Source organism: Pseudomonas mosselii (assembly GCF_003205295.1).
GTDB classification, from domain to species: Bacteria; Pseudomonadota; Gammaproteobacteria; order Pseudomonadales; family Pseudomonadaceae; genus Aquipseudomonas; species Aquipseudomonas mosselii_B.
On sequence record NZ_QJRP01000007.1, the window covers coordinates 153,071 to 176,141 of the forward strand.

Sequence of the window (23,071 nt, forward strand, 5' to 3'; positions counted from 1 at the left end):
CGGCTAAACGCGCAGTATACCCGAGCGTCCGCGGCTGAGGGTCGCTATAATCGCCGGCTTTTGATGCCAGGGCGACGGGGAGAGGCGATGCGCGAGCAACTGATGGCGGCGGAGACGGTGACGGGCATCGAGTGGCGCGACGGCGTGCTGTACCTGCTCGACCAGCGCCTGCTGCCGCTGGAACAGTGCTGGCTGGCGTGCACCGAGGCGGCCGAGGTGGCCGAGGCGATCAGCGACATGGCCGTGCGCGGCGCCCCGGCGATCGGTATCTGCGCCGCCTATGGCCTGGTGCTGGCGTTGCGTCGGCGCCTGGCCGAGGGCGACGGCTGGGAGGAATCCCTCGAGGAAGACTTCATGCTGCTGGGCGAGGCGCGTCCGACCCCGGCCAATCTGTTCTGGGCGCTCAACCGCATGCGTGAGCGCCTGCAGCGGCTGCGCCCCGGCGAGGATGTGCTGGCGGTGATGGAGGCCGAGGCGGTAGCCATTCACGAAAGCGATCGCGAGGCCAACCTGACCATGGCCCAGTTCGGCGTCGAGCAGATCCGCCGCCACCAGGGCAGCGAGCAAGCCCTGCTCACTCATGGCAACGCCGGCGCCCTGGCTACCGGCGGCTTCGGCACCGCCCTGGGGGTGATCCGCGCCGCCACCCTGGAAGGCATGGTCGAGCAGGTCTATGCCTGTGAGTCGCGGCCCTGGCTGCAGGGGTCACGCCTGACTGCCTGGGAGCTGGCCGCCGACGGCGTGCCGGTGACCGTGGTCGCCGACGCGGCCATGGGTCACCTGATGAAAACCAAGGGCATCACCTGGGTGGTAGTCGGTGCCGACTGCATCGCCGCCAATGGCGACGTGGCGGCGAAGATCGGCACCTATCAGATGGCGGTGACCGCCATGCATCACGGCCTGCGCTTCATGGTGGTGGCGCCGAGCACCAGCATCGACCTGAACCTGGCCACTGGCGAGGACATCCCGCTGGAGACCCGTGGTGAGGAAGAGTTGCTGGAAGTGGCGGGCATCCAGGTGACGGCCGACGTCGAGGCCTACAACCCGGTGGTGGATGTCACCCCGGCGGACCTGATCGATGTAATCGTTACCGAGAAGGGTGTGGTCGAGCGTCCGGACACGGCGAAAATCGCCCAGTTGATGTGCCGAAAACGCCTCCATTGAGGCGTTTTTTCACCCGTTTGGATGGCGCTGCAAGGCAACCTGCCATATCTCCCATGCGTCCCGTGTTTGTGATACCATCCGGCAGTTTCCAAGGCCGCTCTTTACGGCGGCCTTCATTGCGCAGATCCATGTCACAACTCATTGATTTGTCGTAAGTCGTCGCACCCTATATGCGCTGCGGCGGCGAGCTTCGTTCGTCCTTCGAGGGATCAGGCGAAGTTTCACCAGAAAAAGGAATCAGGCTTCTCATGGGCGAACTGGCCAAAGAAATCCTCCCGGTCAATATCGAAGACGAACTGAGACAGTCTTACCTCGACTACGCGATGAGCGTTATTGTCGGGCGAGCGCTGCCCGATGCGCGTGACGGCTTGAAGCCCGTGCATCGCCGCGTTCTGTATGCGATGAGCGAACTGGGCAACGACTGGAACAAGCCGTACAAGAAATCCGCCCGTGTGGTCGGTGACGTGATCGGTAAGTACCACCCGCACGGCGACACCGCCGTGTACGACACCATCGTGCGCATGGCCCAGCCCTTCTCGCTGCGCTACCTGCTGGTCGATGGTCAGGGCAACTTCGGTTCTGTGGACGGCGACAACGCCGCGGCCATGCGATACACCGAAGTGCGCATGGCCAAGCTGGCCCACGAGCTGCTGGCCGACCTGCACAAGGAAACCGTCGACTGGGTGCCCAACTACGACGGCACCGAGCAGATCCCTGCGGTCATGCCGACCAAGATCCCCAACCTGCTGGTCAACGGTTCCAGCGGTATCGCCGTGGGCATGGCCACCAACATCCCGCCGCACAACCTTGGCGAAGTGATCGATGGCTGCCTGGCGCTGATCGACAACTCCGACATCACGGTCGATGAGCTGATGCAGTTCATCCCGGGTCCGGACTTCCCGACCGCCGGCCAGATCAACGGTCGCCAGGGCATCATCGAGGCCTACCGCACCGGCCGTGGCCGCATCTATATGCGCGCCCGTTCCGAGATCGAGGATATCGACAAGGTCGGTGGCCGCCAGCAGATCGTCGTCACCGAGCTGCCGTACCAGCTGAACAAGGCGCGTCTGATCGAGAAGATCGCCGAGCTGGTCAAAGAGAAGAAGATCGAAGGCATCACCGAGCTGCGCGACGAGTCCGACAAGGACGGCATGCGCATCGTCATCGAGCTGCGTCGCGGCGAGGTGCCGGAGGTGGTGCTCAACAACCTCTACCAGCAGACCCAGCTGCAGAGCGTGTTCGGCATCAACATCGTCGCCCTGATCGACGGTCGTCCGCGCCTGCTGAACCTCAAGGACCTGCTCGAGGCGTTCGTTCGCCACCGTCGCGAAGTGGTCACCCGCCGCACCGTGTTCGAGCTGCGCAAGGCCCGCGAGCGTGGGCACATCCTTGAAGGCCAGGCGGTCGCGCTGTCCAACATCGATCCGGTCATCGCCTTGATCAAGGCTTCGCCGACGCCGTCCGAAGCCAAGGAAGCGCTGATCAGCACCGCTTGGGAATCCAGCGCCGTGCAAGTCATGGTCGAGCGCGCCGGTGCCGAGTCCTGCCGTCCGGAGGACCTGCCGGAGCAGTACGGCCTGCGCGAGGGCAAGTACTACCTGTCGCCGGAGCAGGCCCAGGCCATCCTGGAGTTGCGCCTGCACCGCCTGACCGGCCTGGAGCACGAGAAACTGCTGGCCGAGTACCAGGAGATCCTCGAACAGATCGGCGAACTGATCCGCATCCTCAGCAGCGCCGAGCGCCTGATGGAAGTGATCCGCGAGGAGCTCGAAGCGATTCGCGCCGAGTACGGCGATGCCCGCCGCACCGAGATCCTCAACGCCAGCCACGACCTCAACTACGGCGACATGATCCCGGAAGAGGAGCGCGTGGTGACCATCTCCCACGGTGGTTACGCCAAGACCCAGCCATTGTCCGCCTACCAGGCCCAGCGCCGCGGCGGCAAGGGCAAGTCGGCCACCGGCGTCAAGGACGAGGACTACATCGAGCACTTGCTGGTCGCCAACAGTCACGCCACCCTGCTGCTGTTCTCCAGCAAGGGCAAGGTGTACTGGAAGAAGACCTACGAAATCCCCGAGGCCTCCCGAGCCGCCCGCGGTCGTCCGCTGGTCAACCTGCTGCCGCTGGAGGAAGGTGAGCGCATCACCGCCATGCTGCAGATCGACCTGGAGGCGCTGCAGCAGCACGCAGATCCTGAGGAAGAGCTGGAAGACAGCGATGACAGCGTGATCGAAGGCGAGCTGGTGGAAGCCGAAGAGATCGATGAGGAAGACGGCGACACCCCAGAGTGGGTCGCCGAACCGACCGGCGCCTACATCTTCATGGCCACCGCCTCCGGCACTGTGAAGAAGACCCCGCTGGTGCAGTTCGCCCGTCCACGCTCCAACGGCCTGATCGCCTTGAAGCTCAAGGAAGGCGACACCCTGATCGCCGCGGCCATTACCGACGGTGCCAAGGAAGTCATGATGTTCTCCGACGCCGGCAAGGTGATCCGCTTCGCCGAGAGCGTGGTCCGCGAAATGGGCCGTAACGCCCGTGGCGTGCGCGGCATGAAGCTGGGCAAGGGCCAGCAGATCATCTCCATGCTGATCCCCGAGTCCGGCGCGCAGATTCTCACCGCTTCCGAGCGCGGCTTCGGCAAGCGCACCCCGCTGTCCAAGTTCCCGCGTCGCGGCCGTGGCGGCCAGGGTGTGATCGCCATGGGCACCAAGGGGCGCAACGGCTTGCTGATCGGCGCCATCCAGGTGCAGGAAGGCGAGGAAATCATGCTGATTTCCGACCAAGGCACACTGGTGCGCACGCGGGTCGGCGAAGTGTCCAGCCTGAGCCGTAACACCCAGGGTGTTACGCTGATCAAGCTGGCCACCGACGAAACGCTGGTAGGCCTGGAGCGTGTCCAGGAGCCATCCGAGGACGAACTTGACGATCTGGTCGAGACGGACGAGGAGGGCGCCTCGCTCGATGCGGTGGGCGAGGACAACGCAGGCGCCGAAGAGGCGCCTCAGGAATAACCGAAGCAACAACCCGAACGGGGCGACCAAGGTCGCCCCGTTTGACTGATAAGGGCCTGGCCCGATCCGCAGGTTGGTCGCATAACCTGTGGGAGCGGGTTTACCCGCGAAGAAGACACCGCGGTGCATGGCAAGGGCTTCGCCCTTGTTCGCGGGTAAACCCGCTCCCACAGGGTTTCCGCTGGCATCGAAGATTTACGATTTGTTCTATTTGGCAGAGCGAGAGTGGATGTGAGCAAACGAGCCTTTAACTTCTGCGCCGGCCCCGCCGCGCTTCCCGATGCTGTCCTGCAGCGTGCCCAGGCCGAGATGCTGGACTGGCGCGGCAAGGGCCTGTCGGTGATGGAAATGAGCCATCGCAGCGACGACTACGTGGCCATCGCCGAAAAGGCCGAGCAGGACCTGCGAGACCTGCTGTCCGTCCCCTCCAACTACAAGGTACTGTTCCTGCAGGGCGGCGCCAGCCAGCAGTTCGCCGAGATCCCGCTGAACCTGCTGCCGGAGAACGGCACCGCCGACTACGTCGAGACTGGCATCTGGTCGAAGAAGGCCATCGAGGAAGCGCGTCGCTTCGGTAACGTCAATGTCGCCGCCAGCGCCAAGCCCTACGACTACCTGGCCATTCCGGGCCAGAACGAGTGGAAGCTGACCACGAATGCGGCCTACGTTCACTATGCGTCCAACGAGACCATCGGCGGCCTGCAGTTCGACTGGGTGCCCGAGACCGGTGACGTTCCGCTGGTGGTCGACATGTCGTCCGACATCCTCTCGCGCCCGACCGATGTGTCGCAGTTCGGCATGATCTACGCCGGCGCGCAGAAGAACATCGGCCCCAGCGGCCTGGTGGTGGTGATCGTCCGTGAAGACCTGCTGGGGCATGCCCGCAGCAGTTGCCCGACCATGCTCGACTACAAGATCGCGGCTGACAACGGCTCGATGTACAACACTCCGGCCACTTATTCCTGGTACCTTTCGGGCCTGGTGTTCGAATGGCTCAAGGAGCAGGGTGGCGTCGAGGCCATGGAGCAGCGCAACCGCGCCAAGAAGGATCGCCTGTACGGCTTCATCGACAGCAGCGAGTTCTACACCAACCCTATCAGCCACAACGCCCGTTCGTGGATGAACGTTCCGTTCCGCCTGGCTGACGAGCGTCTGGACAAGGCCTTCCTGGCCGGCGCCGACGCCCGTGGCTTGCTGAACCTCAAGGGGCACCGTTCGGTCGGCGGCATGCGCGCGTCGATCTACAACGCCCTGGGCCTGGAGGCCGTCGAGGCGCTGGTGCAGTACATGGCTGAATTCGAGAAGGAGCACGGCTGATGTCCGACCAGGAACTCAAGGCCCTGCGTGTGCGCATCGACAGCCTCGACGAGAAGATCCTCGAGCTGATCAGCGAGCGCGCCCGTTGCGCCCAGGAAGTGGCCAAGGTCAAGACCGCGTCGCTGGCCGAAGGCGAGGCGCCGGTGTTCTATCGTCCCGAGCGTGAAGCCGCGGTGCTCAAGCGCGTCATGGAGCGCAACAAGGGGCCGCTGGACAACGAAGAGATGGCGCGGCTGTTCCGCGAGATCATGTCGTCCTGCCTGGCCCTCGAAGAGCCGCTCAAGGTTGCCTACCTCGGCCCGGAAGGCACCTTCACCCAGGCGGCGGCCATGAAACACTTCGGTCACGCCGTGGTCAGCCGCCCGATGGCGGCCATCGACGAGGTGTTCCGCGAAGTGGCGGCCGGTGCCGTCAACTTCGGCGTGGTGCCGGTGGAAAACTCCACCGAAGGCGCGGTCAGCCATACGCTGGACAGCTTCCTCGAGCACGACATGGTCATCTGCGGCGAGGTCGAGCTGCGTATCCACCACCACCTGCTGGTAGGCGAGAACACCAAGACCGACAGCATCTCCCGCATCTACTCCCATGCCCAGTCGCTGGCCCAGTGCCGCAAGTGGCTGGACGCCCACTACCCGAACGTCGAGCGCGTGGCTGTTTCCAGCAACGCCGAGGCGGCAAAGCGGGTCAAGGGCGAGTGGAACTCTGCGGCGATCGCCGGCGACATGGCGGCCAACCTGTATGGCCTGACCCGCCTGGCCGAGAAGATCGAGGACCGCCCGGACAACTCCACGCGCTTCCTGATGATCGGCAGCCAGGAAGTACCGCCGACCGGCGACGACAAGACCTCGATCATCGTCTCCATGAGCAACAAGCCGGGCGCGCTGCACGAGCTGCTGGTGCCGTTCCACGAGAACGGCATCGACCTGACGCGCATCGAGACCCGTCCTTCGCGAAGCGGCAAGTGGACCTACGTGTTCTTCATCGACTTCGTCGGCCATCACCGCGATCCGCTGATCAAGGCGGTGCTGGAGCAGATCAGCCAGGAGGCTGTGGCGCTGAAGGTGCTGGGTTCGTATCCGAAGGCGGTACTTTGATTTGAGATTGCCGGGGCCGCTTCGCGCCCCATCGCGACACAAGGCCGCTCCCACAGTTATTGTGCAGGCCTTGAAGCTGTACTGGGTCCTGTGGGAGCGGCCTTGTGTCGCGATGGGCTGCAAAGCAGTCCCAACGGGTCTCGCAGATTGCCTAGATTTCTGAACAGGGTTCGCACTCGTGGTTGATGCTGTAACAAACAAATCCGCACCGATTGTCAGCCGCCTGGTCGTGGTCGGCCTCGGCCTGATCGGCGGCTCCTTCGCCAAGGGCCTGCGTGAAAGCGGCCTGTGCCGCGAAGTGGTCGGCGTCGACCTGGATGCCGAGTCGCGCAAGCAGGCCGTGGCGCTGGGCGTGGTCGACCGTTGCGAGGCCGACCTGGCTGCCGCCTGTGTCGGCGCCGACGTCATCCAGCTGGCGGTGCCGATCCTGGCCATGGAGAAAGTCCTGGCCCGCTTGGCCCAGCTCGACCTGGGCGATGCGGTGATCACCGACGTGGGCAGTGCCAAGGGCAACGTGGTGCGTGCCGCCCGCGAGGCGTTCGCCGAGCGCCTACCGCGCTTCGTGCCGGGGCATCCGATCGCCGGTTCCGAGCAAAGCGGCGTGGAAGCCTCCAATGCCGCGTTGTTCCGTCGGCACAAGGTGATCCTCACGCCGCTGCCGGAAACCGACCCGCAAGCGCTGCTCCTGGTCGATCGCCTCTGGCGCGCGCTGGACGCCGATGTCGAGCACATGTCGGTGGAGCGCCATGACGAAGTCCTGGCCGCCACCAGCCACCTGCCGCACCTGCTGGCCTTCGGCCTGGTCGATTCGCTGGCCAAGCGCAATGAAAACCTGGAGATCTTCCGGTACGCTGCGGGGGGCTTTCGCGATTTCACGAGAATCGCCGGCAGCGACCCGATCATGTGGCATGACATCTTCCTCGCCAACCGCGAGGCGGTCCTGCGCACTCTCGATACATTTCGCAGCGACCTCGACGCCTTGCGCGACGCGGTCGATGCTGGGGACGGGCACCAACTGCTGGGTGTGTTCACCCGCGCCCGGGTTGCCCGCGAGCATTTCAGTAAAATCCTGGCCCGCCGGGCCTATGTGGACGCTATGAACGCCAACGATCTGATTTTCCTGGCCCAACCGGGTGGCCGCGTGTCCGGACGGATCCGCGTACCTGGCGACAAGTCGATTTCCCACCGCTCGATCATGCTCGGCTCGCTGGCCGAGGGCACCACCGAGGTGGAAGGTTTCCTCGAGGGCGAGGACGCCCTGGCCACCTTGCAGGCCTTCCGTGACATGGGCGTGGTCATCGAAGGCCCGCACCATGGCCGTGTGACCATTCATGGCGTGGGCCTGCATGGCCTCAAGCCGCCGCCCGGGCCGCTGTACGTCGGCAACTCCGGTACCTCGATGCGCCTGCTGTCCGGCCTGCTGGCGGCACAGTCGTTCGACACCACCATGACCGGCGACGCCTCGTTGTCCAAGCGGCCGATGAACCGCGTGGCCAATCCGCTGCGCGAAATGGGAGCGGTGGTCGAGACCGGCCCTGAAGGCCGTCCGCCGCTGACCATTCGTGGCGGGCACAAGCTCAAGGCGCTGAACTACACGCTGCCAATGGCCAGTGCCCAGGTCAAATCCTGCCTGCTGCTGGCCGGCCTGTACGCCGAAGGCACCACCACTGTCACCGAGCCTGCGCCTACTCGTGACCACACCGAGCGCATGCTGCGCGGCTTCGGCTACGCGGTCGAGTCGAACGGTCCGGTGGCCTCCCTGCAGTCCGGTGGCAAGCTCACGGCCACCCGCATCGAAGTGCCGGCGGATATTTCCTCCTCGGCGTTCTTCCTGGTGGCGGCGTCCATCGCCGAGGGTTCCGAGCTGGTCCTGGAGCATGTCGGCATCAACCCGACCCGCACCGGCGTGATCGACATCCTGCGCCTGATGGGCGGCGACATCACCCTGGAGAACCAGCGTGAAGTCGGCGGCGAGCCGGTAGCCGACCTGCGCGTGCGCGGCGCCAAGCTCAAGGGTATCGACATCCCCGAGCACCTGGTGCCCCTGGCCATCGACGAGTTCCCGGTGCTGTTCGTCGCCGCCGCCTGCGCCGAGGGGCGTACCGTGCTGCGTGGCGCCGAAGAGCTGCGGGTCAAGGAGTCGGACCGCATCCAGGTGATGGCCGACGGCCTGATCGCCCTGGGCGTGAAGTGCGAGCCGACCCCGGACGGCATCATCATCGACGGCGGCCAGATCGGCGGCGGCGAAGTGCACGGCCACGGCGACCACCGCATCGCCATGGCCTTCAGCATCGCCTCGTTGCGCGCCAGCGCGCCGATCGTGATCCATGACTGCGCCAACGTCGCCACGTCGTTCCCCAACTTCCTGGCGCTGTGCAAGGAAGTCGGCATTCGCGTCGCCGAAGAGGGCAAGTCGTGAATTCGCAAGCGCCGGTCATCACCATCGACGGGCCGAGCGGCTCGGGCAAGGGTACCGTGGCGGGCCTGCTGGCCCGCGAGCTGGGCTGGCGCCTGCTCGATTCCGGCGCCCTGTACCGCCTGCTGGCGTTCAACGCCAGCAACCATGGCGTCGACCTGACCAACGAAGAGCTGCTCAAGGCCCTGGCCGCCCATCTGGATGTGCAGTTCATCGCCGCCGAGCCGGGCAAGCTGCAGCAGATCATTCTCGAGGGCGAGGATGTCAGCCACGTCATCCGTACCGAAACCGTAGGTGCCGGCGCCTCGATGGTCGCCTCGCTGCCGGCCGTGCGCGAAGCGCTGCTGCAGCGCCAGCGTGCCTTCCGCGAGGCTCCGGGGTTGATCGCCGACGGTCGCGACATGGGCACCGTGGTGTTCCCTGACGCGCCGCTCAAGGTGTTCCTCACCGCCAGTGCCGAGGAACGTGCCCGTCGCCGTTACCTGCAGTTGAAGGGCAAGGGTGAAGATGTTAGTCTGTCAAGTCTGCTAGATGAGATCCGTGCGCGCGACGAGCGTGACACCCAGCGCGCAGTGGCCCCGCTCAAGCCGGCGGCCGATGCCATTCAGCTGGATTCCACGGAGTTGTCCATCGAGCAGGTGCTGCAACGCATCAGAAGCGAGCTCGCCCTGCGCGACCTGGCCTGATGGAGAGGAGAGCGGGCAGGGGCACCAGTCAACGTCCTGTCAGCGCTTCTTAACTTAACGAAACCCACATTGTCTGGAATGTGGCTATGGGCGTTTTTTTCGCCCGAATCTACAGGAATTAAAATGAGCGAAAGCTTTGCAGAACTCTTTGAAGAAAGCCTGAAAACCCTCAATCTTCAGCCGGGCGCAATCATCACCGGTATCGTTGTCGACATCGACGGCGACTGGGTTACCGTACACGCTGGCCTGAAGTCCGAGGGTGTCATCCCGCTCGAGCAGTTCTACAACGAAACTGGCGAACTGACCATCAAGGTCGGTGACGAAGTTCACGTTGCGCTGGACGCGGTCGAAGACGGCTTCGGCGAAACCAAGCTGTCCCGTGAGAAAGCCAAGCGCGCCGAGTGCTGGATTGTTCTGGAAGCTGCTTTCGCTGCTGAAGAAGTGGTCAAGGGCGTTATCAACGGTAAGGTTAAAGGCGGCTTCACTGTCGACGTTAACGGCATCCGTGCGTTCCTGCCGGGCTCCCTGGTTGATGTCCGCCCAGTGCGCGACACCACCCACCTCGAAGGCAAAGAGCTGGAATTCAAGGTCATCAAGCTGGACCAGAAGCGCAACAACGTTGTCGTTTCCCGTCGCAGCGTCCTGGAAGCCGAAAACAGCGCCGAGCGCGAAGCTCTGCTGGAATCGCTGCAGGAAGGCCAGCAGGTCAAGGGTATCGTCAAGAACCTCACCGACTACGGTGCGTTCGTTGACCTGGGCGGCGTCGATGGTCTGCTGCACATCACCGACATGGCCTGGAAGCGTATCAAGCACCCGTCGGAAATCGTCAACGTTGGTGACGAGATCGACGTCAAGGTCCTGAAGTACGATCGCGAGCGCAACCGCGTTTCGCTGGGTCTGAAGCAACTGGGCGAAGACCCATGGGTTGCTATCAAAGCCCGTTACCCAGAGAGCACTCGCGTGACTGCTCGCGTCACCAACCTGACCGACTACGGCTGCTTCGCTGAGCTGGAAGAAGGCGTTGAAGGTCTGGTGCACGTTTCCGAAATGGACTGGACTAACAAGAACATCCACCCGTCGAAAGTCGTTCAGGTTGGCGACGAAGTGGAAGTCATGGTTCTGGACATCGACGAAGAGCGTCGTCGTATCTCCCTGGGTATCAAGCAGTGCAAATCGAACCCATGGGAAGACTTCTCCGGCCAGTTCAACAAGGGTGACAAGATCACCGGTACCATCAAGTCGATCACCGACTTCGGTATCTTCATCGGCCTGGACGGCGGCATCGACGGTCTGGTTCACCTGTCCGACATTTCCTGGAACGAAGCCGGCGAAGAAGCCGTGCGTCGCTTCAAGAAGGGCGACGAGCTGGAAACCGTCATCCTGTCGGTTGACCCAGAGCGCGAGCGCATCTCCCTGGGTATCAAGCAGCTGGAAGACGATCCGTTCTCCAACTTCGTTGCTGTCAACGACAAGGGCGCTATCGTCAAGGGTATCGTCAAGGAAGTTGACGCCAAGGGCGCTATCGTGACCCTGGCCGACGACATCGAAGCTACTCTGAAGGCTTCCGAAATCAGCCGTGACCGCGTTGAAGACGCCCGTAACGTGCTGAAGGAAGGCGAAGAGATCGAAGCCAAGATCATCAGCGTCGACCGCAAGTCCCGCGTTATCAGCCTGTCCATCAAGTCGAAGGACGATGCTGAAGAGCGCGAAGCCATCCAGAGCCTGAAAAACGCTCCGGAAGCGGCTGCCGACACCACCATGGCTGCGCTGCTGCGCGAAGCAATGGCTAAGCAGAACTGAGTTCTGTTTGATCGGTAAAAAGGGCGACCCTCGGGTCGCCCTTTTTTGTGTCTGCGATTTACGGGTTGATTCCCACAAGGTTTGTAGATGTTTCTGGGGTCGTGCGCGGTGTGCGGGCGATAGGCTATCCCGATTGGCATGCATGTTATGCCGCAGTGCGGCTGCGTTGGTGTCGATGGGCTTTGCCTTCGCCGGCGTCTATCTTGAATTTTTTAGTTTAGTCAAGAACCACCCTGTTCAAATCCACCGGGGCGTGCTACAAACTGATTAAGCAATGATCTAGCTGCTTGATAACGAAGGGAAAAATATGACGAAGTCGGAGCTGATCGAACGTATTGTCACCCATCAGGGGCTGCTCTCGTCCAAGGACGTCGAGTTGGCCATCAAGACCATGCTTGAGCAGATGTCGCAGTGCCTGGCGACCGGGGATCGCATCGAGATCCGTGGCTTTGGCAGCTTTTCCCTGCACTACCGCGCACCAAGGGTAGGGCGCAATCCCAAGACCGGCCAGTCGGTCAGCCTCGAAGGCAAGTACGTGCCGCACTTCAAACCCGGCAAGGAGCTGCGTGATCGGGTCAATGAAGACGAGCACGTGCCCCATTGAGTGAAGGAGCAGTCTGATGCGTAACCTCAAGCGCGCCCTGGTGGCGCTGTTCGTGCTGCTGCTGGCGGCTTTGGTGTTGTTCTTCGTGCTGGAGAACCAGCAGACCGTTTCCCTCGTGATGTTTGGCTGGACGGCTCCGGCAGTGCCGGTGGCTGTTTTGGTTGTCGCGGCGCTGGTGCTTGGCCTGGCAGTTGGTCCGCTGCTGGGGGTTTACGGTCTGATGCGCGCCAAGCGCAAGATTCGGGCGAGTGCCCGCCAGGATGCCTTGGTCGGGCGTTAAGGACGCTTCTTACAGGAAGCGGCGCGTTCGGGTGCTGTGTCGGTGATGAAGGGCGTGACCTAATGGTGCGTCTCTTCCTCTGATTCGAGGCCCTGGCGCAATGACCTATCCATTCCTTTCCCATCACGGTGGTACGCGCGGTGTCACCGGTTCTTGCCATCAACTCCATCTTGGTCCTGCCACCAGTCTCTTGATCGATTGCGGTCTGGAGCAGGGTGTGGATGCTGGGGCTGGGTCGGCATTCGGTTCGATCGATTTTGACGTCGCCGGGGTTCAGGCGTTGGTCATCACGCATGTCCACATCGATCATGTCGGGCGAATCCCAGCCCTGTTCGCGGCGGGCTTTCGTGGGTTGATCTATTGCAGCGAGCCCTCTGCGCAATTGTTGCCGCTGGTGCTCGAGGATGCTTACCGGCTGACGGTCAGTAGCGAGCCCGCCCAGGTCGCTCGCTATCTGGCGTTCGTGCGGCAGCATATCGCTCCCTTGCCATTCGAGCGCTGGCATGTCGCCCTCGAGAGTCCGGCGCTGCATTGTGCGATTCGTTTGCAGCGAGCTGGGCACTTGCTGGGTTCTGCGTATGTCGAATGCGAGGTGACCTGCCCTGGCAGCAGTGTGCGCGTGGTGTTTTCCGGCGATCTTGGGGCGCCTGATAATCCGTTGCTGCGGCCGGTGGTGGTGCCGGAGCGGGCCGACCTGATGGTGCTTGAAAGTACCTATGGTGATCGTCTGCATCATGGCCGGGGCGAGCGTCGCCAGCGGCTTGAGCGGGCCATTGATCGAGCTTTGGTCGATGATGGCACGATCCTCATTCCGGCGTTCAGCCTGGGGCGAACACAGGAAATACTGTGCGAAATAGAGGAGGTCCTGCATCGCAAGGCCTTGCTGAACAAGCCTTCGGTGGGAGGGCGGGGTGATTTCCCCGAGTGGTCGCAGTTACCGGTCATCCTCGACTCCCCGTTGGCCCGGCGTATTACCGATGTCTACCGGGATCTGCATCAGTTCTGGCGTCACGAGGTCAGGGATCGGCTGGTTCAGGGGCGCGATCCGTTGGGGTTTCGCCAGCTGATCGTCGTCGATACCCACGCGCGCCATCAGCAGGTAGTGAATTACCTGAAGAGCACCGGTCGTCCGGCTATCGTGATTGCCGGCAATGGCATGTGTTCGGGTGGGCGAATTGTCAACTACCTCAAGGCAATGCTCGGCGATACCCGGCATGAGGTGCTGTTCGTGGGCTATCAGGCCAAAGGGACGCCCGGTGCGGTGATCCAGGCCAGCGAAGGCGCAGAGGGGTTCGTGCAGATCGATCTGGATGGGCGGATGTATGAGATCAGGGCGAAGGTGACCACGCTTGCGGGGTACTCGGGGCATGCGGACCAGGATGAACTGGTTCGCTTTGCCCTGTGTCGCGAGCGGCCGGCCAGGCAGGTGGTGCTGGTGCATGGCGAGCAAGGGGCCAAGCAGGCCTTGGCAAAAGCGTTGGAGCAGCATGCGCAAGGTTCTGGGATGGTGGTGTCGATTGCTTAGCTGATCGAATCTATAAGGTTTGAGATGCTGCTCTGGCGCGCCGTTTCATGTGCATGAGCAAGCACAGCAAGGCCTAGTTGTGCTTAAATAGCGCCTTTTCGGATGAGGCATTCCACGCCTCTGGCAGAACCTTGAGGCCAGGCGCAGAGTGGAAGGCTGGCTCCTTATGATTGAATCGCCTCGGTACGGATCAAGCTTGGTCGGTGGTCACTTGGATGAGCCCACCGTTTCGCCTTGGGTGTGCTGCGGAGAAACTTCACAGTAATAGGCTGCCCATGAAATTAACCCAGTTGTCCATTCCCGATGTCGTACTGATCGAGCCTACGGTGTTTGCCGATGATCGAGGATGGTTCATGGAGTCGTTCAATGAGCCGCGCTTTCATGCCGAGCTTGGCAAGTTAGGGTTACCTGCGCCGCGAGCGTTTGTCCAGGGCAACCATTCGGTCTCGAAAAAGGGCGTTCTTCGAGGGTTGCACTTTCAGCATGCCCCCCATGCACAGGGCAAGCTGGTGAGGGTCACCCAAGGGGCGGCGTTCGACGTCGCCGTTGATATCCGTCCCGGTTCGGCAACCGCGGGGCAGTGGGTCGGTGTGGAACTGAGTGCCCGAAACAACCACATGTTGTGGATTCCGGAAGGGTTTGCACACGGTTTCGTGGCGCTGGAGGACAACACGCATTTCCTCTACCAGACCACCGATGTCTATCACAAGGAGTGCGAGGGCAGTATTCGCTGGGATGATGCGGATCTTGCCATTGAATGGCCGATGCAGGATGGCGTGATCATCAGTGAAAAAGACCGCGAGGCGCAAAGCTATGCGCAGTTAATGGTGGAGGGGCTCGCACGTCAGCTGCCGGCGCCTTCAGCGCTGATACAGCTCGAGGTCAAGGGAGATGATCGAGGTGCGCTTGTGGCCCTGCAGGCCAACGACAATGTACCGTTTGCCATCCAGCGCGCTTATTACCTGACTGGCACAAAGTCGGGCGTGTCTCGTGGTTTTCATGCTCATCGACAGTTGATACAGCTGGCAGTGTGCGTTTCAGGGCGTTGCAGGATGCTAATGGACGATGGTACGACGCGTATCGAGCACTGGCTCGATGCATCTGACAAGGGGATACTTATTCCACCCATGGTCTGGCATGAGATGCATGATTTTAGCGATGACTGTGTTCTGCTGGTGCTTGCAGATGCTCACTACGATGAGTCGGATTATATCCGTGATTATAAGCAATTTATAGAAATGGTGCGACATGCCTAATTTTCACGATCTGTCGGATGTTCAAAGTAAAGAGATTGGTGCAGGTACTCGCGTTTGGCAGTATGTCGTTATTTTGACAGGTGCGCGTATCGCTCGTGATTGTAATATTTGCGCGCATTCACTGATCGAGGGGGATGTTGTTATTGGTGATCGTGTGACCGTCAAATCGGGTGTGTATATCTGGGATGGCACGCGAATTGAAGATGATGTATTCATTGGTCCGAACGCGACGTTTACGAATGATCCTATGCCACGTTCCAAAGTTTACCCTGAAGCATTTAAAGGGGTGACCTTGAAGCGGGGAGCGAGTATTGGTGCCAATGCGACTTTGCTACCAGGTGTCGTGGTTGGTGAGCATGCAATGGTAGGTGCCGGTGCAGTAGTCACCCGGGATGTTCCGGCTTATGCCGTAGTCGTAGGCAATCCCGCGCGCGTTATCAGGACAATTGAACAGTGATCAAATTTCTCGATCTCCAAGCGGTCAACGCTCAGTACCGAGAGGCTTTGATCAAGGCCTGTACCGATGTCATCGACTCCGGTTGGTACATCATGGGTGAACAGCTGGCGCAATTCGAGTCGGCATTCGCCCAGCACTGTGGCACCGCTCACTGCATCGGCGTGGCCAACGGCCTGGATGCCCTGACCCTCACCCTGCGAGCCTGGAAGTTGCTGGGCAAGCTGTCGGCGGGCGATGAAGTGCTGGTACCGGCCAACACCTATATCGCCAGTATTCTGGCAATTACCGAGAATGATCTGGTTCCGGTGCTGGTTGAGCCTGATGAGCACAGTTTCAACATTGACGTCGATGGGTTGCGCAAGGCTGTCACGCCGCGAACCCGTGTGATCCTGCCGGTTCACCTCTATGGTCGCCTGGTTGATATGGCGCCTATCATGCAGTTCGCCCAGGAGCATAACCTGCTGGTACTGGAGGACTCCGCCCAATCCCATGGTGCCCAGTTGCAGGGTCGGCGTTCGGGGTCCTGGGGTGATGCTTCCGGGTTCAGCTTCTATCCGGGCAAGAATTTCGGCGCCTTGGGTGATGCTGGCGCGGTGACCACCAACGACGACGCGCTCGCCACTACCTTGCGGGCGTTGCGCAACTATGGTTCGCACGCCAAGTATCAGAATATCCATCAAGGCGTGAACAGTCGCCTGGATGAAATGCAGGCTGCGATGTTGCGGGTCAAACTGCCTTACCTGGACAAGGAGACCGAGCAACGGCAAGCGGTTGCCCAGCGCTATCTGTCGGGTATTGAAAACCCACACATCGTGCTGCCGGACGCTGGTCAGCCCGGACAGCACGTCTGGCATCTTTTTGTGGTACGCACTTCGCAGCGCGCAGCGCTGCAAGAGTACCTGGCGAGCCAGGGGATCCAGACCCTGATCCACTACCCGATTCCGCCGCATCGGCAAGCGGCCTATCCGCAATTCAACGCCCTGTCGTTCGAGCTCACCGAGCGATTGCATGATGAGGTGTTGAGTCTCCCAATGGGGCCGACGCTTACCGAACAGGAGGTTGACCGTGTCATTGCGGTCTGCAATGCGTTTGAGCCGGTGGTAGCTGGCTGATGTCGCTGGTCAGGACCAGTCTGCTGAACGGCATCGCCGTGTTGGTGAAGACGCTCAGCATGTTCGTCTTGAACAAAGTACTGGCTGTTTACGTGGGGCCGTCCGGCTACGCCGCGATCGGCCAGTTGCAGAATGCGCTGACGATGATCACCACGCTGTCGAGCGGGGCGGTCAACACCGGTGTCACCAAATACACGGCGGAGTACGCCGACGACCTGCAACGGCAGTCGAAAGTCTGGCAGTCGGCCACGGCATTGGCTGCGGCAGGCTCTTTGCTTACCGCGTTGCTGGTTGGTGTATTCAGTCGGCAATTGGCGGCGTATTTCCTGCACGATGAGGGCTTCTACGGCGTGTTCATCGCCGTGGCCTGTTCGCTGCTGTTCTTCACCCTCAACGCGCTTTTGCTGGCTATTCTCAATGGCCGCAAGGATGTGGGGCGTTATGTCATTGCCAATATCGCCGGCAGTCTGGTTTCGCTGCTGTTGACCAGTTGGCTGGCCTTTCAGTTCGGCCTGTATGGTGCGCTGTTGTCCATCGGTATCGGTCAGGCGGTGATCTTCTTCGCCACTGTCGTTGTCTGCAGACGAGCGTCCTGGTTCAAGATGCACCTGCTGTTCGGTCGGTGGCAGCCGGCAATCCTGCTCGACTTGTCCAAGTTCGCGGCCATGGCCGTGACCACGGCAATCTGCCTTCCAGTTGCCCAGGTGTTGATTCGAAACCACCTGACCCACCGTTTTGGCATCGATGCGGCCGGTTACTGGGAGGCCATGTGGCGCTTGAGCAGTGCCTACCTGATGATCGTCACCATGACCCTGAGCGTCTATTACTTGCCGCGCTTGTCGGAGTTGAAGGGCGCGCGGGCGATCTTCGGTGAGATCCGCAGCGGTTATGCGCTGATCCTGCCAGTGGCGGCAGTGTGCTCCCTGGTTGTCTATTTGCTGCGCGATTTCATTATCCACCTGCTGTTCACGCCGGACTTCCTGCCGATGCGTGAGTTGTTCGCCTGGCAGTTGCTGGGCGATGTACTGAAAATCGGCAGCTGGCTTTTCGCTTTCGTCATGCTGGGCAAGGCGATGTTCAAGCTTTATATCGTCAGCGAAATTGTTTTCGCTGCGCTTTTTTACGGACTGACCGTCTGGTTTACGGGAAGTGATGGCTTGCAGGGGGTAGTCAAGGCTTATGCATTGAACTACCTGGTCTACTGGGTCTTCATGGTGGTGAGCGTTGCATTCGTGCTCAGGACATCGCACCGAACGAAACCTGTCAACGGTCAGGCCTGAGTATTGGAACGCATCATGAAAGTAGCGATACCTGTATTGGGATTTTCGGCCGCTGGTGGTATGCGGGTATTGTCCCGCTTGGCCGATGATTTTCTTGCGCAAGGGCATGAGGTGGTGTTTTTCGCCTCGCAGGCCATCAACGAGCCTTATTACCCGACCCGGGCGAAGATCGAGACGTACCGCAGTCCTTGCCCCAACGTGCCGGTGATCCGCGGGCTGTTCAATCTGCTGGGCATGTTGTATTTCGTGCTGCGCAACCGTCGACGCTTCGACGTGTTCCTTGCCAACTTCTGCCTGACAGCCTTTCCCGTCTGGTTGGGAGCCCTGGGCACCGGCAAAGCCTGGTATTACATCCAAGCCTACGAGCCGGAGTTTTTCCCAGGGCGCACGCCTGGGGCGTTGATTTCGCGGGCGCTTGCCGGGTTCAGTTATTTCCTGCCTGTGCACAAGGTGGTCAACGGTGCGATCTACCGCAACTACAAGTTGCTCAAGGCCGAGCGCGTCGTTGAGCCTGGTATCGATCTGGGGGTGTATGTGCATCAGCCACATCAAGCTGCCGAGGATGAGATCGTGGTTGGCTGCATTGGCCGCACGCTCGCCTGGAAGGGCACCCGGGAAATCATCGACGCGGTGCAGCGCGTACGGCAGGCGACGGGTCGCAATCTGGTACTGAATATCGCGTTCGAACTGCCCGAAGGAGTCGATCTTGCGCAGTATGGGTTCGTGCGGCTTTCCCAGCCTCATGGCGACCGGGCATTGGCGTCGTTCTATCGGCAGGCCGATGTCTTTGTGGCCACAGGGCTGTTGCAGGATGGTGGCTTTCACTACCCATGCCTCGAGGCCATGGCCAGCGGTTGTGTGGTGATTTCCAATTACGGCCCGGCGCGTGAAGGTGCCGCGATCTGCGTACAGCAGGTGAGTGCCGATGTCATCGCCGCGGCCCTCGAGCAATATCTCGATATGCTGCCATCCCAGTGCCAGGCGATGAGGGCGCGGGCCGCAGAGGTAGTGGTCGAGTACGACTGGGCCCGGATCTCGCGAAAAATGCTCGCTTATTTTGCTGAGGCGGCCTGACATGAGCATGGTGCAACTACTCAGTGAGCCGCGTGACCAAGCCGCCGTCCGAGGTGTTGGCGCTATCGTGGTGCTTTATCGACCTGATCATGGCCTGTTGGAACGGCTTGTCACGAGTGTGGTGGGGCAAGTCGAAGTGGTGTATGTCATCGACAACACCCCAGGTGGGCGGCGCGACGATTACGGAACGCTCCTGGGCGCCCCGAACGTTATCTACCACCCGTTGAACGACAACCTCGGGATCGCCACTGCGCATAACCGGGGCATCGAGCTTGCCAGGCACGACGGATTGAGTCACGTGTTGCTGATGGATCAGGACAGCGAACTCGAGCCTGAAACCGTGTCGCGGCTTTTGCAGCATGAGGCGCTCCTGCTTGAGGCTGGTAGCGCGGTTGCCGCAGTCGGGCCGGTGTTTGTCGATGGCAAGACGGGTGAGCCGGCCCCGGCAATCGTACCTGGGTTGTTTGGCCCTCGGAAGGCGCCAATCGACCTTGCGGGGGAGGAGCCGGTACGCTCGACCTATATCATTGCGTCGGGTTCGCTGATCCGCTTGTCCGTGCTTGAACGCATTGGCGGTATGCAGGACAACCTGTTCATCGACTTTGTCGATATCGAATGGGGCGAGCGGGCCGCGCTGACGGGGTATGGGTGCTACCTTGTCCCGTCGGTGACGATGAAGCACAGTATCGGTGATGAATTCGTCATCCTGATGGGGCGACGTGTGTTGCTGCACTCGGACTTCAGGAACTACTTCATCGTGCGCAACGCAGTCTTCCTGGCATTGTGGAGCTCGCTCTCGGTGAGGACGCGATTGCAGTTGTTGTTCAAGGTACCTTACTACCTGTGCTGCTACTCGTGGTATTCCGCCAAGCGCGCATCGGCAGTGCGTCTATTGCTTGGTGCGGTGGGAGATGGGGTGCGCAAGCGCATGGGTAAAGGGCGCTTCCAGTGACACCCAGTGCTGTCGCTGGCTGTTAATGCCTGGCATACCTATTGAATCAAGAAAATCTATTTGTTGCGGATACGTTATTTTGAACCGACTGCCAGAGGGGGCTCCTTTACGGGGGCGTGAATTAATGACGCCGAGATGTCTCGTCCTGCTCGCCGCCTATAACGGTCGCGCTTTCATCGAAGAGCAGGTTCGCTCCATCCTCGATCAGCGTGATGTGTCAGTGAGCCTGCTGATTAGTGTTGATCGCTCCAACGACGGTACCGAAGCCTGGGTCGATGAACTCGCCCGGGTCGAACCACGTGTGCAGGCGCTGCCTCATGGCCTGCGTTTCGGAGGGGCGGCCCCGAATTTCTTCAGGTTGATCGAGGCCGTATCGGTCAATGACTATGATTTCTTCGCGTTGGCCGATCAGGATGATATTTGGCTCGAGGGCAAGCTGGCGCGTGGTTGTGAAGTTTTGCAGCAGAAAGCTGTCCAAGGGTTTTCATCGGATGTTTTGGCCTTCTGGCCGGATGGCAGCGAGCGGCTTGTCAGGAAGTCACAGCCACAAGTCGCCCACGATCATCTATTTGAGGCAGCGGGGCCCGGTTGTACCTACATCCTCGATCACACGCTGATGACGGCCTTGCAGGCAAGCGTGCAAGGGCACGGAGAAGAACTCCGTAGTATCACCCTGCACGACTGGTATATTTACGCTTTCGCCCGTGCCAATGGCTTCAGTTGGCATATCGATGACCAAGCACTCATGCGCTACCGTCAGCACGATAGCAACCAGGTCGGTGTCAACAGGGGGCTCGATGCCTATAAGGCGCGCCTGGGCAAGGTCCTCGATGGCTGGTGGCTCGGGCAGTCAACGCTGATTGCCCGCCTGATTGGCTTGGTCGACGATCCTTTTGTCAAGCAATGGCAGAGTTTGAATCGTGCCGCGCTGCTTAACTTGGCCTGCAAGGGGCGTCAGTGCAGGCGACGACTCAGGGATCAGCTGTCTTTCTCTATTTTTTGCTTGGCGCTGGCCATTGTAGGGGGCGGTAGGTGAGCGGGGGTGTCCTGGTCACTGGGGCCACCGGCTTTGTCGGTAGCGCACTCACGCGCCGACTGGAGCTCGAAGGCAAGACCCCCTTACGGGCGCTGGTGCGACGCGTGCCTGCAGGTGATCATCTACGCACCGAGTATTGCCTGATAGATGACTTGGGCGCACTGGCGCCGGAGCAGGCGTTGTTCGCGGGTGTCGATACGGTCATCCATCTTGCTTCGCGTGTGCATGTGATGAATGAAACCTCTCAGGATCCACTGGCGGCGTTCCGCAAGGTCAACGTCGACGGCACCCTCAACCTTGCTCGGGCGGCGGCGCGGAACGGAGTAAGGCGGTTCATCTTCGTCAGTTCCATCAAGGTCAATGGCGAGACCACCGATGGCCGTCGGCCGTTCACCGCTGACGAACAACCCGCTCCGCAGGACCCTTACGGTATCTCCAAGCGTGAAGCCGAAGATGCCCTGCGCCAGTTGGCCATCGACACCTCACTGGAAGTGGTAATCGTGCGCCCGCCGCTGGTGTATGGACCTGGCGTGAAAGCCAATTTCCGCAGCATGCTCGGTTGGCTCGGCAAAGGTATACCCTTGCCTTTTGGCGCGATCGAGAATGCACGCAGCCTGGTAGCCCTGGATAATCTTGTCGACCTGCTGGTGACCTGTATTCATCATCCCGCTGCCGCCAACCAGACCTTCCTGGTCAGTGATGGGCAAGACCTTTCCACAACCCAGTTGCTGGCGGGCCTTGGTGTGGCGCTGGGCAGGCCCGCGCGGCTGCTGCCGATTCCCGCAGGCTGGCTACGTGGTGCCGGTACCTTGGTCGGTAAGGGAGCGTTGGCCCAGCGCCTGTGTGGCTCACTGCAGGTGGACATCGGCAAGACCCGGGAATTGCTGGGTTGGGCGCCACCGGTCAGCATCGACCAGGCATTCAAAGCGACTGCCGACAATTTCTTGAAAGAGCGTGAACAATGACAGGATGGTGGTTGATTCCCCTGGCACTCGGGGTGTCCCTGCTGCTGACAGCGGCCCTGCGTCGCTATGCCTTGAGCCGGCAGATCATCGACGTACCCAACGCCCGCAGTTCACACAGCGTCCCCACGCCCCGCGGTGGCGGCGTGGCCATAGTGGTAACTTTCCTGGCCTCCCTGCCGGTGCTAGGCTACTTCGGCTGGGCAGACACTGAGGCACTGATCGGTATTGGCGGTGCTGGCGCGCTGGTGGCGGTGATCGGTTTCATGGACGATCATGGACATATCGCTGCGCGTTGGCGCCTGCTTGGCCATTTTGCGGCCTCAGCCTGGATGCTGTTCTGGGTCGACGGCCTGGCTCCCCTGGAGTTTGCCGGCCTGCACCTTGACCTGCAGTGGTTCGGCTACCTCCTGGCGGCGCTTTACAGCGTGTGGATGCTCAACCTCTACAATTTCATGGATGGCATCGACGGTATCGCCAGCCTGGAGGCCATCGGCGTCGGTATTGGCATGGCGTTGATCGCCGCCGTGCTCGGGGCGCCCGAATTGATGACCTTGCCCTTATTGCTGGCTGCTGCCACGGCAGGCTTCCTGTTCTGGAATTTTCCGCCGGCGAAGATTTTCATGGGTGATGCCGGTAGCGGCTTTCTCGGTATCGTGCTGGCGGGGCTGTCGCTACAGGCTGCCTGGCACTCGCCACAGTTGTTCTGGTGCTGGCTGATTCTACTGGGCGTGTTCGTTGTCGACGCCACGTTCACATTGTTCCGTCGCCTGTTGCGCGGTGACAAGGTCTATGAAGCGCACCGTAGCCACGCCTACCAGTTCGCTTCACGCCACTATGGTCGGCACTTGCCCGTGACGCTGGCGGTGACGGCGATCAATGTGGGCTGGCTGCTGCCAGTGGCATTGTGCGTGGCACTGCTGAGCCTCGATGGCGTGCTGGGTGTGGTGATTGCCTACCTGCCGCTGGTGTTCCTGGCGGTGCGCTGGCGTGCCGGTGCGCTTGAGCATCCGGTGAAGTGAGATGAATAGGGAAGGTTTTAGTG

The 23,071-nt window shown here is 61.2% G+C and carries 19 protein-coding genes and 1 pseudogene; all 20 read left to right on the forward strand.

The genetic code is table 11. The features are described from left to right. Window positions 1-87: 87 nt before the first annotated feature. The 20 genes and pseudogenes from mtnA to DMX06_RS09785 all read left to right on the forward strand — a co-directional run bounded on the left by mtnA (window position 88) and on the right by DMX06_RS09785 (window position 23,048). Complete coding sequence (gene mtnA, locus DMX06_RS09690) at window positions 88-1,164, forward strand: S-methyl-5-thioribose-1-phosphate isomerase (RefSeq protein ID WP_110736516.1); 1,077 nt, start codon at window positions 88-90, stop codon at window positions 1,162-1,164. A 248-nt stretch (window positions 1,165-1,412) separates the two neighbouring features. Further along, window positions 1,413-4,175: a DNA gyrase subunit A gene (gene gyrA / locus DMX06_RS09695; protein WP_110736518.1), complete on the forward strand. Its 2,763-nt coding sequence runs from the start codon at window positions 1,413-1,415 to the stop codon at window positions 4,173-4,175. 231 nt (window positions 4,176-4,406) lie between these two features. Continuing rightward, window positions 4,407-5,492 carry a 3-phosphoserine/phosphohydroxythreonine transaminase gene (gene serC, locus DMX06_RS09705; protein WP_110736519.1) on the forward strand — a complete coding sequence of 362 codons (1,086 nt, stop codon included), beginning with the start codon at window positions 4,407-4,409 and terminating at the stop codon, window positions 5,490-5,492. Next, on the forward strand, window positions 5,492-6,586 hold the full coding sequence (pheA, locus tag DMX06_RS09710; protein WP_110736520.1) for a prephenate dehydratase: 1,095 nt from the start codon (window positions 5,492-5,494) through the stop codon (window positions 6,584-6,586). The genes serC and pheA overlap by 1 nt, the downstream gene beginning before the upstream one ends. Window positions 6,587-6,797: 211 nt before the next feature. Beyond that, window positions 6,798-9,005, forward strand: coding sequence for a bifunctional prephenate dehydrogenase/3-phosphoshikimate 1-carboxyvinyltransferase (locus DMX06_RS09715; RefSeq protein WP_258378825.1), 2,208 nt, complete (start codon window positions 6,798-6,800; stop codon window positions 9,003-9,005). Then, window positions 9,002-9,688: a (d)CMP kinase gene (gene cmk, locus DMX06_RS09720; protein ID WP_028690823.1), complete on the forward strand. Its 687-nt coding sequence runs from the start codon at window positions 9,002-9,004 to the stop codon at window positions 9,686-9,688. Before DMX06_RS09715 ends, cmk begins: the two co-directional genes overlap by 4 nt. 123 nt (window positions 9,689-9,811) lie before the next feature. Continuing rightward, window positions 9,812-11,488, forward strand: a complete 1,677-nt coding sequence (gene rpsA, locus DMX06_RS09725; protein WP_046856619.1) for a 30S ribosomal protein S1 — start codon at window positions 9,812-9,814, stop codon at window positions 11,486-11,488. A 307-nt stretch (window positions 11,489-11,795) separates the two neighbouring features. Beyond that, a complete protein-coding gene (gene ihfB / locus DMX06_RS09730; RefSeq protein ID WP_110736524.1) occupies window positions 11,796-12,092 on the forward strand; it encodes an integration host factor subunit beta in 297 nt (98 codons plus the stop codon). Window positions 12,093-12,108: 16 nt separating this feature from the next. Beyond that, window positions 12,109-12,372, forward strand: coding sequence for a lipopolysaccharide assembly protein LapA domain-containing protein (locus tag DMX06_RS09735; RefSeq protein WP_110736525.1), 264 nt, complete (start codon window positions 12,109-12,111; stop codon window positions 12,370-12,372). Window positions 12,373-12,472: 100 nt separating this feature from the next. After that, window positions 12,473-13,897 (forward strand): MBL fold metallo-hydrolase RNA specificity domain-containing protein, encoded by a 1,425-nt coding sequence (locus DMX06_RS09740; RefSeq protein ID WP_110736526.1) that lies wholly within the window; start codon window positions 12,473-12,475, stop codon window positions 13,895-13,897. A gap of 275 nt (window positions 13,898-14,172) precedes the next feature. Next, window positions 14,173-14,715: pseudogene (gene rfbC, locus DMX06_RS26530) on the forward strand (dTDP-4-dehydrorhamnose 3,5-epimerase); the annotation flags it as partial. Window positions 14,716-14,721: 6 nt separating this feature from the next. Continuing rightward, window positions 14,722-15,153, forward strand: a complete 432-nt coding sequence (locus DMX06_RS26535) for a sugar 3,4-ketoisomerase (RefSeq protein ID WP_258378826.1) — start codon at window positions 14,722-14,724, stop codon at window positions 15,151-15,153. Next, complete coding sequence (locus DMX06_RS09750) at window positions 15,146-15,610, forward strand: acyltransferase (RefSeq protein ID WP_110736530.1); 465 nt, start codon at window positions 15,146-15,148, stop codon at window positions 15,608-15,610. Before DMX06_RS26535 ends, DMX06_RS09750 begins: the two co-directional genes overlap by 8 nt. Next, window positions 15,607-16,722 (forward strand): DegT/DnrJ/EryC1/StrS family aminotransferase, encoded by a 1,116-nt coding sequence (locus tag DMX06_RS09755; protein ID WP_110736531.1) that lies wholly within the window; start codon window positions 15,607-15,609, stop codon window positions 16,720-16,722. Before DMX06_RS09750 ends, DMX06_RS09755 begins: the two co-directional genes overlap by 4 nt. Beyond that, the gene (locus DMX06_RS09760) at window positions 16,722-18,002 is read left to right on the forward strand and encodes an O-antigen translocase (RefSeq protein WP_110736533.1); all 1,281 of its coding nucleotides are present in this window, start codon (window positions 16,722-16,724) and stop codon (window positions 18,000-18,002) included. Before DMX06_RS09755 ends, DMX06_RS09760 begins: the two co-directional genes overlap by 1 nt. A gap of 15 nt (window positions 18,003-18,017) precedes the next feature. Beyond that, window positions 18,018-19,076: a glycosyltransferase family 4 protein gene (locus tag DMX06_RS09765; protein WP_110736535.1), complete on the forward strand. Its 1,059-nt coding sequence runs from the start codon at window positions 18,018-18,020 to the stop codon at window positions 19,074-19,076. A 1-nt stretch (window position 19,077) separates the two neighbouring features. Further along, window positions 19,078-20,028 (forward strand): glycosyltransferase family 2 protein, encoded by a 951-nt coding sequence (locus tag DMX06_RS09770; RefSeq protein ID WP_110736537.1) that lies wholly within the window; start codon window positions 19,078-19,080, stop codon window positions 20,026-20,028. A 79-nt stretch (window positions 20,029-20,107) separates the two neighbouring features. Next, window positions 20,108-21,064: a glycosyltransferase gene (locus DMX06_RS09775; RefSeq protein ID WP_258378819.1), complete on the forward strand. Its 957-nt coding sequence runs from the start codon at window positions 20,108-20,110 to the stop codon at window positions 21,062-21,064. Then, the gene (locus DMX06_RS09780) at window positions 21,061-22,029 is read left to right on the forward strand and encodes a UDP-glucose 4-epimerase family protein (protein WP_110736542.1); all 969 of its coding nucleotides are present in this window, start codon (window positions 21,061-21,063) and stop codon (window positions 22,027-22,029) included. The genes DMX06_RS09775 and DMX06_RS09780 overlap by 4 nt, the downstream gene beginning before the upstream one ends. Beyond that, window positions 22,026-23,048 carry an MraY family glycosyltransferase gene (locus DMX06_RS09785; protein ID WP_110736545.1) on the forward strand — a complete coding sequence of 341 codons (1,023 nt, stop codon included), beginning with the start codon at window positions 22,026-22,028 and terminating at the stop codon, window positions 23,046-23,048. The genes DMX06_RS09780 and DMX06_RS09785 overlap by 4 nt, the downstream gene beginning before the upstream one ends. The last annotated feature ends 23 nt before the right edge of the window (window positions 23,049-23,071 follow it).